This is a genomic window from Pseudoalteromonas sp. SS15 (genome assembly GCF_049257195.1).
Taxonomy (GTDB): domain Bacteria; phylum Pseudomonadota; class Gammaproteobacteria; order Enterobacterales; family Alteromonadaceae; genus Pseudoalteromonas.
Genome location: NZ_JBMMUD010000004.1, coordinates 73,041 through 87,849, shown reverse-complemented (window position 1 = coordinate 87,849; position 14,809 = coordinate 73,041). Strand labels below are relative to the sequence as shown.

At 42.0% G+C, this 14,809-nt stretch carries 15 protein-coding genes; 12 read left to right on the top strand and 3 right to left on the bottom strand.

All coding sequences use genetic code 11. The features are described 5' to 3' along the window. Positions 1-81 precede the first annotated feature (81 nt). From AAEU28_RS09735 to csrA, 5 genes are all read left to right on the top strand, one after another. Positions 82-888: a BPSS1780 family membrane protein gene (locus AAEU28_RS09735; protein WP_421963933.1), complete on the top strand. Its 807-nt coding sequence runs from the start codon at positions 82-84 to the stop codon at positions 886-888. After that, complete coding sequence (locus AAEU28_RS09730; RefSeq protein WP_058031811.1) at positions 888-1,349, top strand: regulatory protein RecX; 462 nt, start codon at positions 888-890, stop codon at positions 1,347-1,349. Before AAEU28_RS09735 ends, AAEU28_RS09730 begins: the two co-directional genes overlap by 1 nt. A 4-nt stretch (positions 1,350-1,353) precedes the next feature. After that, complete coding sequence (gene alaS / locus AAEU28_RS09725; RefSeq protein WP_421963932.1) at positions 1,354-3,957, top strand: alanine--tRNA ligase; 2,604 nt, start codon at positions 1,354-1,356, stop codon at positions 3,955-3,957. Positions 3,958-3,971: 14 nt separating this feature from the next. Further along, complete coding sequence (locus AAEU28_RS09720) at positions 3,972-5,192, top strand: aspartate kinase (RefSeq protein ID WP_349287757.1); 1,221 nt, start codon at positions 3,972-3,974, stop codon at positions 5,190-5,192. A 91-nt stretch (positions 5,193-5,283) separates the two neighbouring features. Continuing rightward, a complete protein-coding gene (gene csrA, locus AAEU28_RS09715) occupies positions 5,284-5,475 on the top strand; it encodes a carbon storage regulator CsrA (RefSeq protein ID WP_058031817.1) in 192 nt (63 codons plus the stop codon). A 30-nt stretch (positions 5,476-5,505) separates the two neighbouring features. Here csrA and AAEU28_RS09710 read toward each other — a convergent pair whose 3' ends face one another. Next, positions 5,506-5,979: a YcxB family protein gene (locus AAEU28_RS09710; protein ID WP_421963931.1), complete on the bottom strand. Its 474-nt coding sequence runs from the start codon at positions 5,977-5,979 to the stop codon at positions 5,506-5,508. A gap of 441 nt (positions 5,980-6,420) precedes the next feature. Here AAEU28_RS09710 and AAEU28_RS09705 point away from each other — a divergent pair, with 441 nt between their 5' ends. The 3 genes from AAEU28_RS09705 to AAEU28_RS09695 are packed head-to-tail and all read left to right on the top strand — an operon-like array spanning position 6,421 to position 9,592. Then, positions 6,421-6,657, top strand: a complete 237-nt coding sequence (locus AAEU28_RS09705; protein ID WP_138479190.1) for an OadG family transporter subunit — start codon at positions 6,421-6,423, stop codon at positions 6,655-6,657. A 14-nt stretch (positions 6,658-6,671) separates the two neighbouring features. Beyond that, a complete protein-coding gene (gene oadA / locus AAEU28_RS09700; RefSeq protein ID WP_421963930.1) occupies positions 6,672-8,453 on the top strand; it encodes a sodium-extruding oxaloacetate decarboxylase subunit alpha in 1,782 nt (593 codons plus the stop codon). A gap of 8 nt (positions 8,454-8,461) precedes the next feature. Next, entirely contained in the window at positions 8,462-9,592 is a 1,131-nt protein-coding gene (locus AAEU28_RS09695) for a sodium ion-translocating decarboxylase subunit beta (protein WP_138479187.1), read from the top strand. Between the two features lie 272 nt (positions 9,593-9,864). Here the strand turns inward: AAEU28_RS09695 and AAEU28_RS09690 are convergent, their stop codons facing one another. Then, entirely contained in the window at positions 9,865-10,047 is a 183-nt protein-coding gene (locus AAEU28_RS09690; RefSeq protein WP_390443242.1) for a hypothetical protein, read from the bottom strand. 194 nt (positions 10,048-10,241) lie between these two features. Between AAEU28_RS09690 and AAEU28_RS09685 the strand changes: the two genes are divergently transcribed. Further along, a complete protein-coding gene (locus AAEU28_RS09685) occupies positions 10,242-10,832 on the top strand; it encodes a DUF938 domain-containing protein (RefSeq protein WP_421963929.1) in 591 nt (196 codons plus the stop codon). Here the strand turns inward: AAEU28_RS09685 and AAEU28_RS09680 are convergent. Then, on the bottom strand, positions 10,812-11,939 hold the full coding sequence (locus AAEU28_RS09680) for a GNAT family N-acetyltransferase (RefSeq protein WP_421963928.1): 1,128 nt from the start codon (positions 11,937-11,939) through the stop codon (positions 10,812-10,814). The two genes, AAEU28_RS09685 and AAEU28_RS09680, sit on opposite strands and share 21 nt — an antisense overlap. Positions 11,940-12,413: 474 nt before the next feature. Here AAEU28_RS09680 and AAEU28_RS09675 point away from each other — a divergent pair, with 474 nt between their 5' ends. The 3 genes from AAEU28_RS09675 (at position 12,414) to prpB (ending at position 14,746) form a co-directional block, all read left to right on the top strand. Beyond that, entirely contained in the window at positions 12,414-12,623 is a 210-nt protein-coding gene (locus AAEU28_RS09675; protein ID WP_058031834.1) for a cold-shock protein, read from the top strand. A gap of 526 nt (positions 12,624-13,149) precedes the next feature. Then, positions 13,150-13,809, top strand: coding sequence for a GntR family transcriptional regulator (locus AAEU28_RS09670; RefSeq protein ID WP_421963927.1), 660 nt, complete (start codon positions 13,150-13,152; stop codon positions 13,807-13,809). A 58-nt stretch (positions 13,810-13,867) separates the two neighbouring features. Continuing rightward, on the top strand, positions 13,868-14,746 hold the full coding sequence (prpB, locus tag AAEU28_RS09665; protein ID WP_058032543.1) for a methylisocitrate lyase: 879 nt from the start codon (positions 13,868-13,870) through the stop codon (positions 14,744-14,746). Positions 14,747-14,809 lie beyond the last annotated feature (63 nt).

Below are 14,809 nucleotides of genomic sequence, written 5' to 3'. Positions count from 1 at the left end.
AGAACACAATGCGACCCACTATGGTCGCATTTTGTGTTTTGATAGGTATAATTCCAGTGTTTTGATTAGTTTTAGGTCTTTATGTCTTCAAAGATAAATGTTTTTAGTGCTTCTGCGGGTTTGCAGTGGTTAAAGCAAGGTTGGAATATATTTAAAACCCAGCCGATGACTTTTATGTTTATGTACATCTTTATGATTGTTGTTGCATTGATCCCCTTGGTGCTTCCTCCATTGCAATTAGTTGCAGCATTTACGGCGCCTTTTTTAACGATCGGTTTTTATTTGGCCGTTATTAGCAAGCAGCAAGGTAAAACCATCAGTCTTGCCGATATACTTAAACCGTTTTCGATCAAAGGCCGTCGCCTAAACTTATTTAGACTTGGCTTATATCAAATGGGCGCAGTGATTTTACTGACATTATTAGCTGACAGTTTATTTTCTGAAACTTTCGCACTGATGCAGCAGGCAACAGAAAACCACAATCATGAGCAATTATTAGCTGAAGTGATGAATACCTTGTCGATTGGCAACATTGGTATATTTTTATTAGCTCATGCAGTGAATTTAATGGCATTCGCCTTTGCACTCCCTTTGGTCTTTTTTAAAGGTGAAAACCGCATTTTTAAAGCGCTGGGGCAATCTTTGAAGGTGTTTCAAACGAATATGGCACCGCTTACTGTATTTAGCTTAGTGATCGGTGTATTAATGTTGGCAGCAATGCCATTAAGTTTCGTGCCTTTACTGGTTATCATGCCTGTGGCTTATATCGGCTTTTTCTGTTCATATCAGGCGATATTTCCTGCTGATGATATCAGTGACAATAACGGGCAGGGCGAAAAACACGCGTCGCAATCAAGCGCTATCAACACTGGTCGATTTGACGCTTAATGGATGAACAAACAAAGCAAAAGCTTAAAAACTACGTGTTGTGGCTGTTAGGTCGTCAAGAGTACTCAAAAAAAGAACTCGCACAAAAACTGAGAATGAAAGATGCGAGTGAAGACTACATAGAACAGCTTTTAAGTTGGTGTGAGTCCTTAGGGTATATTGATGAAAAGCGCTACTGCGAGAGCTTTTTACGCAGACAAATAAATAAAGGCTTAGGTCAAAAACGTGTTTTGGCCGAGGCGACAAATAAAGGGGTTGATCGGGCCCAACTGATGACGCTAATCGAAGAACAAGAAATAGATTGGTTTGAATTAGCGTTAGAGACCTACCAAAGAAAATATGGCTTAGGCGATAAACAACTCGATTATAAAGAAAAAGCCAAACGGGTGAGATATATGATGTACCGTGGATTTGGCTACGAAGAAATTAATTTTGCAATGCAAGCAACAATAGGTGACTGATCAAATGCAGCAAATGACTACCGCACAGTTAAGGCAATCGTTTTTAGATTACTTTGCCAAACAACAACACCAAGTTGTACCTTCAAGCTCACTAGTGCCGGGTAACGACGCAACGTTACTTTTCACTAACGCGGGTATGGTGCAATTTAAAGACGTATTTTTAGGTGGCGAAAAGCGCCCTTACACGCGAGCGACGAGCTCACAGCGTTGTGTTCGTGCCGGTGGTAAGCACAATGACCTTGAAAACGTAGGTTACACAGCTCGTCACCATACTTTCTTTGAAATGCTTGGTAACTTCAGCTTTGGTGATTACTTTAAGCAAGATGCCATCAAGTTTGCATGGCAGTTCTTAACAGAAGTTGTTCAGTTACCAAAGGAAAAGTTGATGGTAACGGTTTATCACACTGATGATGAAGCGTTCGATATCTGGGCAAAAGAAGTGGGCGTGCCTGAAGATCGCATTATCAAAATCGATACGTCTGATAATTTCTGGTCTATGGGTGATACAGGTCCTTGTGGTCCATGTTCTGAAATTTTCTATGATCACGGTGAGCACATTTGGGGCGGTCCTCCAGGTTCTCCAGAAGAAGATGGCGACCGTTTCATCGAAATCTGGAACCTAGTATTCATGCAATACAACCGTCATGCTGACGGCACTATGGAGCCGCTGCCTAAGCAATCTGTTGATACAGGTATGGGTCTTGAGCGTATTGCTGCAATCTTGCAAGGTGTTCACTCAAACTACGAAATCGACTTATTCCAAAACCTAATTAAAGCAGCTGCTTCTGTGACAAATGCGCAAGACTTAGAAGATAAGTCACTTCGCGTTGTTGCCGATCACATTCGTTCTTGTGCGTTCTTAGTGGCCGATGGCGTGATGCCTTCAAACGAAGGTCGCGGTTATGTTCTGCGTCGTATTATTCGTCGCGCAGTTCGTCACGGTAACAAGCTAGGCGCTGAAGGCGCATTCTTCTATAAGCTGGTAGCAGCACTTGTTCAAGAAATGGGTGAAGCTTACCCTGAGCTTGCTAAACAGCAAGAGATCATCGAAAAAGTTCTACGCATAGAAGAAGAGCAGTTCGGTAAAACACTAGATCGCGGTTTGGCTATTCTTGAAGAAAACCTAGCAGACCTTAAAGGTGATGTTATCCCGGGTGACGTAGTATTCAAACTGTACGACACATACGGTTTCCCAGCTGATTTAACTGCTGATGTTGCGCGTGAGCGTTTCATGACAATCGACGAGCGTGGCTTCCAAGAGTGTATGGAAGTTCAGCGTAAGAAAGCTCAGCAAGCGGGTAAGTTTGGTGCTGATTACAATGAGCAGCTTAAGTCTGAAAAGTCGACTGACTTTAAAGGATACGATGCAACTCATTACAGCGGTACTGTGGTTGAGCTATTCAGCCAAGGTGAAGCCGTTAAAGTACTAGAAGACGGTCAAGAAGGTATTGTTGTACTAGACCGTACACCGTTCTACGCAGAGTCTGGTGGTCAGGTTGGTGATACTGGTTCACTTAAAGTTGCAGGTGGCGAGTTTGTTGTTATTGACACCACGAAACTAGGCAATGCATTTGCACACCACGGTAAAGTAGTTGGTCGCATTGGTGTAAACGATAAAGCCGATGCACACATTGATGCTGAGCGTCGTGAACGTATTAAGAAAAACCACACAGCGACTCACTTAGTGCACGAAGCATTACGCCAAGTCGTTGGCGATCACGTAGCACAGAAAGGCTCATTGGTAATGCCAGATCGTTTACGTTTTGACTTCTCACACTTTGAAGGCGTGACTAAAGCACAACTTCGTGAAGTAGAAGACTTAGTGAACGCAGAGATCCGTAAGAACTTCGCACTACAAACTGAATTAATGGACATCGACGAAGCGAAAGCAAAAGGTGCGATGGCGTTATTTGGTGAGAAGTACGATGATGAAGTACGCGTTGTTTCAATTGGCGATTACTCTATCGAATTATGTGGTGGTACACACGTATCGCGCGCTGGTGACATCGGTCTATTCAAGATTGTGTCTGAAGGCGGTATTGCAGCAGGTGTTCGTCGTATCGAAGCGGTAACCGGTGAAGATGCGGTTAACTATGTCTCTGAGCAAGAAGCACAGCTAAGCGAAATTGCAGCGCTTGTGAAAGGCGACGCAAGTAACGTACTTGAAAAAGTTGCAGCCCTAATTGAGAAATCTAAAGGCCTTGAAAAGCAAGTTACTCAGCTTAACGACAAGCTTGCAAGTGCAGCTGGTGCCTCATTAATTGAATCTGCCGTTGACGTAAATGGCGTGAAACTATTAGTTGCTAATGTGGCTGGTACTGAATCGAAAGCGCTTCGCGGCATGGTTGATGATCTTAAGAACAAGATGGGTTCTGGTGTTATCGCGCTAGGTGTTGCAAATGGCGATAAAGTAAGTCTAATTGCAGGTGTGACTAAAGATTTAGTTGGCAAAGTAAAAGCAGGCGAACTAGTTAATCACATGGCAGCACAAGTGGGCGGTAAAGGTGGTGGTCGTCCAGATATGGCTCAAGCGGGTGGCTCACAGCCTGAAAACCTTGACGCTGCGCTGCAAAGCGTTAATGCATGGGTGAGCGAAAAGACGCAATAATTGCGATGTAACTCGTGGCATTAATTGTTCAAAAATTTGGTGGCACCTCGGTAGGCTCGATTGAGCGTATCGAGGCTGTTGCCGATATCATCATAAAAACCCAACAACAGGGTCATCAAGTCGTTGCCGTTGTCTCTGCAATGTCTGGTGAAACCAATCGTTTAATCTCTCTCGCACACGAAATTGACAGCCGTCCTAGCAGCCGTGAACTCGATGTTTTGGTGACGACTGGCGAACAAGTGACTGCGTCGCTTTTGGCTATGGCCATCATTCGTCGCGGACATCCAGCAATTAGTTTACTTGCCGATCAAATTGGTATTCAAACTGACAACATGTTTGGTAAAGCGAGAATTGAGTCCATCTGTACCGACCGTTTAAATCAAGAAATGGAACATAACCGTATTGTGATAGTGGCGGGTTTTCAGGGGCGAGATCGGGAAGGCAATATAACAACGCTAGGCCGTGGTGGCACAGACACAACGGCGGTTGAGTTAGCGGGTGCCTTGAAAGCGGCTGAATGTCAGATATTCACAGACGTAGATGGTGTTTACACCACAGATCCTCGTATTGAGCCGAATGCGCGTCGTCTTGAGCAAATTACCTTTGATGAAATGTTAGAGATGGCGAGCCTTGGAGCGAAAGTCTTACACTTGCGTTCGGTTGAAGCTGCTGGTCACTATCGATTACCACTTAGGGTGTTATCGAGCTTTTGCCACTCAAAGGGGACGTTAATTACTTACGAGGAGCCAGATATGAATAAAGCCCCAGTTTCAGGTGTGGCTGCCAGTAAAGATGAGGTGTTAATTACCCTTAAGCAGTTACCAAATCAGCCACAGATCTTTGCAAGCCTACTCACCGTATTGGCTGATGCGGGCATTGCGGTAGATATGTTGAGCCAATTAAACCACCAACTTGATAAAATAGACTATGCTTTTACTGTGCACAGTAATGATCATCATCAAGTTATTGAGCTTTTGACACACCAGCAAGAAAGTCTCGGTTTTGTTGAATTGGCGTGTGATAAGGAAGTGGCTAAAGTGTCTGTGATAGGCATTGGCCTGAAGTCTCATGTGGAAGTTATCGCACAGTTTTATACGGCAATGTCTCACGAGAATATTAGAGCTGACTTAGTGACAACATCCGAAATGAAAATTTCGGCTTTGCTGCCGCAAAAGTACCTAGAATTGGCTGTTAGAGCATTGCACAGCACATTTTTATTGGAAAGTATTGAGTAAAATGGTTTTTTTGCTTACTTTTATGAATACTTTTCATTAAAATGAAATTGACGCGGAATCTTCTAATTTTTGGAATAACAGGAGCAATAGAATGCTAATACTAACTCGTCGAGTGGGTGAAACCCTAATGATTGGTGATGAAGTAACTGTAACTGTACTAGGTGTTAAAGGTAACCAAGTACGTATTGGTGTTAATGCACCTAAAGATGTTTCAGTTCACCGTGAAGAGATTTACATGCGAATTCAGGCTGAAAAGTCTGGTCCTGCAACAGGTAACATCTGATCAGCTTTTAGCGAATAATTTAAAGAGCCACTATTCATTAGTGGCTTTTTTTTGCGCTAAGATAAACTCAACCGTCTCGTCATCCAATGCACTTAAAGATAAATATTGTGCACCTCTTAGTGAATAGATAAGTAGACCTCTGTCTGTTTTTATAACTTTGGTGATGTCTTGCCAATTAAATACAAACGATTTGTATGGGTTATCTGCTTTAATTTTTTCTTCGTCAATCTCAACAATCACATTGGAGCCACTTGCTCTGCTGATCATCTGTCTGGCAACCCACCAAGGACGACGATAGTAATATGAAATGCATTCAATAACTGCCAAAATGATTAAGAAATTCCCCAGATAGCCATTCTCTAAACCATAAATAGACACTAAACCGAGCAGGGTTAGAAAACCGACTAACGCATATTTAGGTTTGTTAGCTTTACCAAATTTTTCAGACTCATCAAAGCACTCCTGATAGTAAGGCTTATCAAGGGTAAATTCGTGTTTATACATAGCAACTCATTAATCTTTATTTGCTGCCAATTTTATCAAAAAAGAATGGTGTATGCGTATTTGAAATTTTTTAATGTGACTTGCATTAAGTATGAATATACATTTTCTATTCACTCATAACGGTGTTTTGTTTAGTATTCACTTGGTCTTACCATTTTTTGTTTCCGTTTTTTAAACTTATCTTCGTAACCTATTTATCACTTTTATTTAAAGGTATTTAAATAAACCTGCGCTATTTTGAATATTTTTCATATTTATCTCAGTAATTCATTCGTTTGATCAGTATTTTACAGTTAAGTTGTTGCTATTGTTCAACTTTTAATATTGGTATTACCAATTTACAATGTTGTTTACAAGTTGAGCTCGTTTGTTATGATGTTGAATAAATATTTATAAAAAATGATTAATGACGCAAAGCGCGTTGTGAAAAAGGGGGAGAACATGGATATAGGTGCATTGTTGCTAGAGGCAGCCAGCTTAATGCTTACCGGCATGGTTGGGGTTTTTGCCTTCTTATCTATCTTAATTTTTGCTGTAAGCAAGTTATCACTTATCGCAGGTGGTGATGAGCCAGCAAAACCACAACGTCAACCTACTAAACGCCCAGCATCAACTGGCGTATCTAACGCGCACATTGCTGCAATCAGCGCAGCTATCGCTCAGTACAGATCAAAATAATAAAGGGGTCCACTATGTCAAAGTTAAAATTAACTGAATTGGTTTTAAGAGACGCACACCAATCATTGCTTGCTACTCGAATGCGACTAGAAGATATGCTACCAATCGCAGAAAAACTAGATAAAGCCGGTTATTGGTCTGTTGAATCTTGGGGTGGTGCAACCTTTGATTCTTGTATCCGTTATTTGGGCGAAGATCCTTGGTATCGCATTCGCGCTTTAAAAGAAGCCATGCCAAATACCAAGCAGCAGATGCTTTTACGTGGTCAAAACTTACTGGGTTATCGCCATTATGCCGATGACGTGGTAGAGAAATTTGTAGAACGTGCACATCATAATGGCGTTGATGTTTTCCGTATTTTCGATGCCATGAATGATGTCCGGAACCTTGAAACGGCGATTAAAGCAGCTATTAAAGTCGGTGCGCATGCGCAAGGTACCATTTCTTATACTGTGAGTCCGGTTCACACTTTAGACATGTGGCTAGAACAGGCGAAAAAACTAGAAGCCATGGGCTGTCATTCAATCTGTATTAAAGATATGGCTGGCTTATTAAAGCCTTATGATGCAGAAGAGCTGATCACTGAACTTAAAAATACCGTGTCAGTGCCAATTGCCATGCAGTGTCACGCGACAACGGGTTTAAGTACCGCGACATACCAAAAAGCCATTGATGCAGGTATTGATATGCTTGATACTGCTATTTCGTCTATGAGTATGACTTATGGTCATAGTGCCACAGAGACCATGGTGGCAATTACCGAAGGCACAGCGCGTGATACAGGTCTAAACCTTGGTGAGCTTGAAGAGATTGCGAGTTACTTCCGCGAAGTTAGAAAGAAATATGCGGCATTTGAAGGCAGCTTAAAAGGCGTTGATGGCCGTATCTTACTCGCTCAAGTGCCTGGCGGCATGTTAACTAACATGGAAAACCAGCTTAAAGAACAAGGCGCGGGTGATAAGCTAGATGATGTTCTAAAAGAGATCCCAGCTGTTCGTAAAGACCTTGGTTTTATTCCGCTTGTGACACCAACATCGCAAATCGTCGGTACTCAGGCGGTACTAAATGTTCTAACTGGTGAGCGTTACAAGACCATCACTAAAGAAACTGCGGGTGTGTTAAAGGGGGAGTATGGCTCGACACCAGCTGAAGTTGACTCAGAGTTACAACAACGCGTATTAGATGGCGCAGAAGCGATCACGTGTCGCCCAGCAGATCTGATCGATGCAGAACTTGATAGTCTTGAAGCTGAGCTAGTTGCGAAAGCCAAAGAAGATAATATTGAGCTTGCTGCTGACCAAGTTGATGACGTGTTAACTTATGCGCTATTCCCGCAAATTGGTCTTAAGTTCCTTAAAAACCGCAACAACCCAGATGCGTTTGAGCCGAAACCAACTTTAGTTACCACTGAAAAGCCAGCACCTGCAGCAAAACCGGCTTCTCCACAAAAACAATCAACAGAGCGTTACAGTGTGCAAGTTGATGGCAAAGTTTATGATGTTGTCGTTGCACCAGGTGGTGAACTTAAAGAAGTGCAAGTCAAAGACAGTGAGCTTATTCCACAGTCAGCATCGGTCAGTACGAGCGAAACACTGAATGCACCGCTTGCCGGTAACATCTTTAAGTTATTGGTACGTGCAGGTGATGCAGTCGCTGAAGGCGATGTAGTCATGATCATGGAAGCCATGAAGATGGAAACAGAAGTGCGTGCGACGCACAGCGGTACGGTTGCAAATGTCTTAGTCTCTGAAGGTGACTCTGTCGCAACGGGCGATGCCATGATTGAGCTTGCATAGGAGGTCACATGGACGGGTTGTTAAATTTATGGCAAGCAACGGGCCTTGCCAACTTTACCGTGCCAGCTCTAGTCATGATGGCGGTGGGCTGTGGTTTACTCTACCTTGCTATAGCAAAAGGGTTTGAACCTTTACTTCTTGTACCAATTGGCTTTGGTGCAATATTAACGAATATTCCAGTTGCGGGCTTGGCAGAGCCAGGTGGCTTGTTGTACTACGTTTACTATATAGGTATCGATAGTGGTGTTTTTCCGCTGCTGATATTTATGGGCGTGGGCGCGATGACGGACTTTAGTGCACTTATTGCAAACCCTCGTATGTTATTACTGGGTGCTGCAGCGCAGTTTGGTATTTTTGCGACATTATTTGGCGCTATTGCGCTGAATTTTGTGCCGGGCTTTGAGTTTACTCTGCAGGATGCCTCAGCAATTGCCATCATTGGTGGTGCAGATGGCCCAACCGCTATTTTCTTGGCCTCAAAGCTTGCACCAGAACTTTTGGGCGCGATTGCGGTAGCTGCATATTCTTATATGGCATTAGTACCAATCATCCAGCCGCCGATCATGCGTGCGCTAACGTCTGAAGAAGATAGAAAGATTGAAATGCCACAACTGCGTCATGTAACTAAGCGTGAGAAAATTATCTTCCCACTGGCAGTACTTGGTTTAGCGATTATGTTCTTACCTTCAGCATCACCGTTGGTTGGCATGTTCTGTTTAGGTAACTTAATGCGTGAGTGTGGTGTTGTCGATAGATTAAGTAACACCGCACAGAATGAGCTTATCAATATAGTAACTATTTTCTTAGGCTTAGCGGTGGGTTCTAAGTTATCAGCGACTGAATTCTTAACAGTTGAGACGTTAGGTATTTTAGTACTTGGTGCTTTGGCTTTCTCAATTGGTACAGCGTCGGGTGTATTTATGGCGAAAATTATGAATAAGTTCTCGAAGCATCCTATTAATCCACTTGTCGGCGCGGCAGGGGTATCAGCGGTACCAATGGCAGCACGTGTAGTGAACAAAGTGGGCCTAGAGAATAACCCGCATAACTTCTTGTTAATGCACGCAATGGGGCCAAATGTAGCAGGTGTACTTGGAAGTGCCGTGGCAGCAGGTATTCTGCTAGCACTTGTTGGCTAGCAAGTATTAAGTTTCTTCCAACCTAAATGCGCAGCCGCTGGCTGCGCTTTTTTTGATTTGGCGTAATTGTATTAGTTAACCTGAGCTTTGGTTAAGAGATTTACTAACGTATTGATATTGAAATGATAAGTAATTTTTCAAGTCTGCAGCCGGAGACTTTTAGCGATAACAAGGCGAATTTACGAATCAATAGCTGGCCTATTGTAAGTAAATTCAACACTGTTAGCGCTGAAAGTAGCCGCTGGAGATAGATTTATTATCCAGAGCTCAGGTTAATTATAACCATACAAAAAGCTTTGCTCTGTATGTTCTTTCTCTTGCTCTTCGAGCTGCATAAGATTTGCGACTTCTTGTTTGTAAGACTTACTTTTCTTTAAATCTTCTTCATTGTTCTCTTTGATGACGCCTTGGCTCTTTAATTCAGATGGCATTTGGGTGATCTCTGAAATTTTCATCTTATCTCTCCTCGAGTTGCACGCTTTGAAGTATTGGTATTTCTGTGTAGTTTGTTTTGCAGAAGTTGTACCAAGAAAAACTTATGTAGACACTTTAAGTAGTTATAGAAAAGATTTATTGATCTCGCTTGCTATTTCTTAAATTAATTGCATCAATAACGGGCAGTAACTCCTCAATTTAGTGCAAAACAACCATGACAAAGCCATATTCTCAAGCATGTGAAAACAATAAAGCCCCAATTCTGAATAAGATAAGAACATATCTAACGGATAAAGAAAAAGTTTTAGAAATAGGAAGTGGCACCGGGCAGCATGCTGTGCATTTTGCAAAGCATCTTCCGAATATAATTTGGCAAACGGCAGATCAAGCCATGCATCATGAAGGGATTAACGCATGGTTAGATGAGGCTAAGCTGAGTAATTTAATTGCGCCAATTACCCTAGATTTAAACCATGATTGGCCTGTGACTGAAAAGTACGATGCAATTTACACTGCTAACACACTTCATATTGTGTCTGAGCCTTTGGTTGAAAAGCTAATTATCGGTGCGGCTAAACACAGTCAATCGCACAGTCATTTATTCATTTATGGTCCTTTTAACTACAATGGGCAGTTTACCAGTGAAAGTAATCAAGGCTTCGATGCCATGCTAAGGGCAAGAGACCCACAAAGTGGTATTCGAGATCAAGAGTGGGTTGTTTCTTTGGCGAAAAAACAAGGCTTTGAATTAGTTCAAGACCATGAAATGCCAGCGAATAATCGACTACTCGTGTTTAAACGGTAACTTAGCTTCACACTCGATAAAGTACTGCTGTAAGGCTTGGGTTTCTCTTTCGCAGTAGTCTTGTAACGCGATTTTAAATTCAGGCCTAAACAAGGTGTGGTAAGAGTGACGCCAAACAGGTTCAAAACCTCTTGCGAGCTTATGCTCGCCTTGCGCGCCGGCATCAAAAGTGGTGATGCCTTCTTTTATGGCAAGTTCAATGCCTTGGTAATAACATAGCTCAAAGTGTAGTGAATCATATTGGGACTCAATTGCGCCCCAATATCGACCGTATAAGGTATCACCTGAGATAAAATAAAGGCTAGTGGCGACAATATCATCATCTTTCAATGCACAGCATAAACGAACAGCATGCGGTAAGTTCTTTATTATCAAAGCGAAAAATTCGCGATTTAAATAGCCGTTATGACCCGAGCGCTTTAAATAAGTCAGACGGTAACTTAAATAAAAGGCATCGAGTAATGCCTCATTAATCTCATTGCCTGAGAACCAGTGTATGGTTAAATTTTGTTGTTGTATTTTTAATCGCTCTTTACTGAGCATTTTTCGCTTTCGAGCATTAAGCGCTGATAGAAAGTCACTGAAGCTTTGATAGCCTTTATTTTGCCAGTGAAATTGCACATTGCGTCTTGGGATTAATGTGGTGTTGGCAAAATGTGTGTGTTCAGATAAAAAGTTAAGATGAATGCCACTGAGACCATTTTCACCAAGCTCAAGTAAAGCTGCTTCTATATAATTTATTAATTCAGGCGTGATGTGCTTGCAAAGAATGCGAGGACCTTGCACAGGGGTAAAAGGTACACCACATAGCCATTTAGGGTAATACTCTAGCCCATATCTTTCATAGGCTTCAGCAAATGCCCAATCAAAGACGTATTCACCATAAGAGTGGTCTTTTAAATAGCCAGGTAAGATAGCCACAATATGATCGCTTTGTTTAATGACAAGGTGCTGAGGCTGCCAGCCAGTTTGTTTATTTACGCATCCGCTTCTTTCTAACGCACTTAGCCAAGCATAACCGGAAAATACATGGTCATTTGTCAGTGAGTTCCAAGTATGCTCCGAAATATTTGAAATAGAGTCTATAAAGTCATGCTGGTAGGTCATCGGATACACAAAAAATTAAGGCTATTTTAAATGGCATGATATCAGATTTAATATTGCCTTAAACCGCCCTTATGCTCTAAATAAAAAAGCAAGCTCAGAACTTAGCATGCTCAATAAGTATTCAGCTTTAAAACTCCTGTGACTTAAGCCAATTTATCGCCCGGTTTAATTGATGGATCATAACTATATTGATTTATATACAATAATATTGCATGTAAGCGTATGCCTTATGCTGTGTGAGAGATCTACCTGTAATTAAAAATTAATCATTTTTTGACCTAAAATCGTTTGACTTAGCATGAGAGGGCTTTACTATGAAGACAGACAAAAATTTGTCAGTGTTTATAAATTTCCACCACGTTATTGTATGAGTCATACTTGTAGTACCGTCCTGAAGTTTTTAAGTACCGTCTAGTTTTTGCTCTATGCGCCCACAAGGGCATAGTTAATTTTAAAGATCAGGATATACATATTATGTCTAATACAGTTACTGGTACCGTTAAGTGGTTTAACGAGTCAAAAGGTTTTGGTTTCATTGCACAAGAAAATGGTCCAGATGTTTTCGCACACTTCAGCGCTATTAAAGGTGACGGTTTCCGCACTTTAGTTGAAGGTCAGAAAGTAGAGTTCACATTAGCTACAGGTCAAAAAGGCCCACAAGCTGAGAACATCACTGTACTTTAAGTGTTAATCACTTAACAAGAAAGCAAGCACTCGCTTGCTTTTTTTATGTGTAGTGCAAAATACACGTTGCAAAGCAAGGTTATTTTTGCGCAAGGTGAAGAGAGCAATTTTAGCCGGGTTTGAGCTTTTCTCTGATCAGAAGGTCAAGGTGAAAAGAGCAAGTTTAACTACATTAAAACCAGACATCTTAACGAAGCAAGGGCGACGAGTGACCGAAACGAAGTTTCGCAGCACGAGGAGGTGAGGGTATGGATACCCGATGGGCGTAGCTACATGGATGTAAAACAACCCCGAGCCTAATTCCCCCCTATTTACAACACTAGAAAGCAGCCCTGATTAAAAAAGTTATCCGTTTAATAAAAATCTCACTTTCAATATCTCACTCAAGATCCTACCCCAACATTCACCAAGCTTATAGACACTATATCTAAACATTGTCGACAATCTTGTCGATTCTAGGTTGACGTGCACGTAAACCACTACTATATTGTCTACAACTAATTAAACACGGCTTTTAAGATTTACTATGTCGATTTTTCAAGAAAATGCTGTAACAGCCTCAGATAAAGCGTTTTTTCGCTTAAGAAAGGAGATTGTTGAAGGTGTTATTCCAGCAGCATCGAAATTAAGTGAAACCGAGTTGTCGACAAAATATGAAGTAAGCCGTGCAGTTGTTCGAGAAGCCATTAATCGTTTAGAAAGCTGTCACTTGGTTGAACGAAAAGCCAATGTGGGTGCGCGAGTTGTTGCATTAAGCCCTGAGGGGTTAATCGAGCTTTATCAAGTGCGTGAGTCACTAGAAGGCATGGCGGCGCGTCTTGCTGCAACTAATATGTCTGATGACGAAGTGACAGAGCTGAAAATGCTCCTAAATAGCCAATCAGAAAATATCAAAACCACTGAGCGCTATTATCAAGAAGCGGGCGATTTAGATTTTCATTACCGCATTATTCTCGGCAGCAAAAATAATCATTTAATTAATATGCTGGTCAATGGCCTATATCACTTGGTGCGTATGTATCGTGTGCAGTTAGGCATGGCGGGTCCTCGTGTGAGTACCGCCTTTGATGAGCATAAACATATAGTGCAAGCCATCAGTAATCGCGACCCTGAGTTGGCCGAAATGTTGATGCGTAGACACATTATGTATTCAAAAAATAATATCGAAGCCAAGCTGAACCAGTGAGCTTCTTACACTCATTTTCAGGATAACCAGAGAGATCATCAAGATGACAACAGGAACTATCAGTGCGGGTAAGAAATTCCGCGATGCATTAAAAGCCAATCAACCACTGCAGATCGTGGGCACAATTAATGCCTACAGTGCAATGATGGCGAAGAAAATCGGCCACCAAGCAATTTATTTATCAGGTGGCGGTGTTGCAAATGCCTCTTATGGTCTTCCTGACTTAGGCATGACTTCTCTAAACGACGTTATTGCTGACGTACAACGTATTACTTCAGCATGCGACCTACCTCTGATGGTTGATATCGACACGGGTTGGGGTGGTGCGTTCAATATCGCAAAAACAGTACGTGATATGGAAAAAGCCGGTGCAGCAGCTGTGCATATGGAAGACCAAGTTGCGCAAAAACGTTGTGGTCACCGCCCAAATAAAGAGATCGTATCAACCGAAGAAATGGTTGACCGTATTAAAGCGGCAGTCGATGCACGTACCGACCCTGATTTCTTCATCATGGCACGTACAGATTCATTCGCACAAGAAGGCCTAGAAGCCGCGATTGAGCGTGCAAAAGCTTATGTTGCTGCGGGTGCAGATGGCATTTTTGCAGAAGCAGTACAAACTGAAGAGCACTACCGTGCATTTAGCGAAGCGCTAGATGTGCCAATTTTAGCGAACATCACAGAATTTGGTAAAACAGAGCTTTGGAACAAAGAAGAGCTTGGTGAGTGGGGCGTAGATATGGTGCTTTACCCATTAAGTGCATTTCGTGCAATGAACAAAGCTGCTGAACTGGTTTATCAAAGCATTTTACAAAACGGCGATCAAAAAGCTGTTATCGATACCATGCAAACTCGTATGGATCTTTATGATTACCTTGGCTATCACGACTACGAGCAGAAGCTTGATGCGTTGTTTGCCGAAGGCAAAAATAAGTAGTAGTAATTTTGAAGTGCAGGCAATGAACCTGCACTCAGCACATATCAATACCCAGCAGGTAAA

Coding starts and splice junctions, on each gene's coding strand:
- AAEU28_RS09735 (WP_421963933.1), top strand. CDS start 82: ATGTCTTCAAAGATAAATGTTTTTAGTGCTTCTGCGGGTTTGCAGTGG.
- AAEU28_RS09730 (WP_058031811.1), top strand. CDS start 888: ATGGATGAACAAACAAAGCAAAAGCTTAAAAACTACGTGTTGTGGCTG.
- alaS (WP_421963932.1), top strand. CDS start 1,354: ATGCAGCAAATGACTACCGCACAGTTAAGGCAATCGTTTTTAGATTAC.
- csrA (WP_058031817.1), top strand. CDS start 5,284: ATGCTAATACTAACTCGTCGAGTGGGTGAAACCCTAATGATTGGTGAT.
- AAEU28_RS09710 (WP_421963931.1), bottom strand. CDS start 5,979: ATGTATAAACACGAATTTACCCTTGATAAGCCTTACTATCAGGAGTGC.
- AAEU28_RS09705 (WP_138479190.1), top strand. CDS start 6,421: ATGGATATAGGTGCATTGTTGCTAGAGGCAGCCAGCTTAATGCTTACC.
- oadA (WP_421963930.1), top strand. CDS start 6,672: ATGTCAAAGTTAAAATTAACTGAATTGGTTTTAAGAGACGCACACCAA.
- AAEU28_RS09695 (WP_138479187.1), top strand. CDS start 8,462: ATGGACGGGTTGTTAAATTTATGGCAAGCAACGGGCCTTGCCAACTTT.
- AAEU28_RS09690 (WP_390443242.1), bottom strand. CDS start 10,047: ATGAAAATTTCAGAGATCACCCAAATGCCATCTGAATTAAAGAGCCAA.
- AAEU28_RS09685 (WP_421963929.1), top strand. CDS start 10,242: ATGACAAAGCCATATTCTCAAGCATGTGAAAACAATAAAGCCCCAATT.
- AAEU28_RS09680 (WP_421963928.1), bottom strand. CDS start 11,939: ATGACCTACCAGCATGACTTTATAGACTCTATTTCAAATATTTCGGAG.
- AAEU28_RS09675 (WP_058031834.1), top strand. CDS start 12,414: ATGTCTAATACAGTTACTGGTACCGTTAAGTGGTTTAACGAGTCAAAA.
- AAEU28_RS09670 (WP_421963927.1), top strand. CDS start 13,150: ATGTCGATTTTTCAAGAAAATGCTGTAACAGCCTCAGATAAAGCGTTT.